Raw genomic sequence first — 566 nt, 5'->3', positions numbered from 1 at the left:
CTGAAAAGGAATGCTTTCTTATCCAATAACGTTTTGGTGTCCATGGATAATGAAAAACTCTATGGCAAACAACTTTATACTTACAACTTTTCACGTGCTTTAGAGGATAAGCTGTTAGCACCTTGTAAAGTTATCATATTAGTTGTTAACGAAGAAGAAGTAAGCCAATCCATTCAACATCTTATTACCGATAAGAATTATGAACTTATTCTTGACGATAGGACCAAGATTAATGGCTGTTATAGAGCTCTTACCAAAATGGATCTAAAACTTGATCTTAAAGATGACCCCAAGCCCATGCGTAGAGCTTTAGCTTTTTGCAAAGATATTGAGACTTCTAAACGCATATGCAAGAGATTCAAAAAAGAAAAAGTGCAAGAATCTTTGCGCGCTCTTCATAAGAACTGTAAAGATACTCCTCCTCTTAACTGTACCCTTGCCCATATTGATGGAACCTTTAGTGCTAAAGAGCGCACAAAACAACTTGAATGGTTAAAGGAAGATGCGGGGGAAAATACTTGTCGTGTACTTACCAATGTACGCTGTCTTTCTGAAGGTGTTGATGT

At 36.9% G+C, this 566-nt stretch carries 1 pseudogene; it reads left to right on the top strand.

Going from position 1 to position 566, the window contains the following annotated elements:
* Positions 1–566, top strand: a pseudogene (locus tag ACFIJZ_RS10135) (damage-inducible protein); the annotation flags it as partial.

Source organism: Bartonella sp. CL70QHWL, assembly GCF_042194855.1.
Classification (GTDB): domain Bacteria; phylum Pseudomonadota; class Alphaproteobacteria; order Rhizobiales; family Rhizobiaceae; genus Bartonella.
This window is presented reverse-complemented; position numbering and strand designations above follow the sequence as displayed.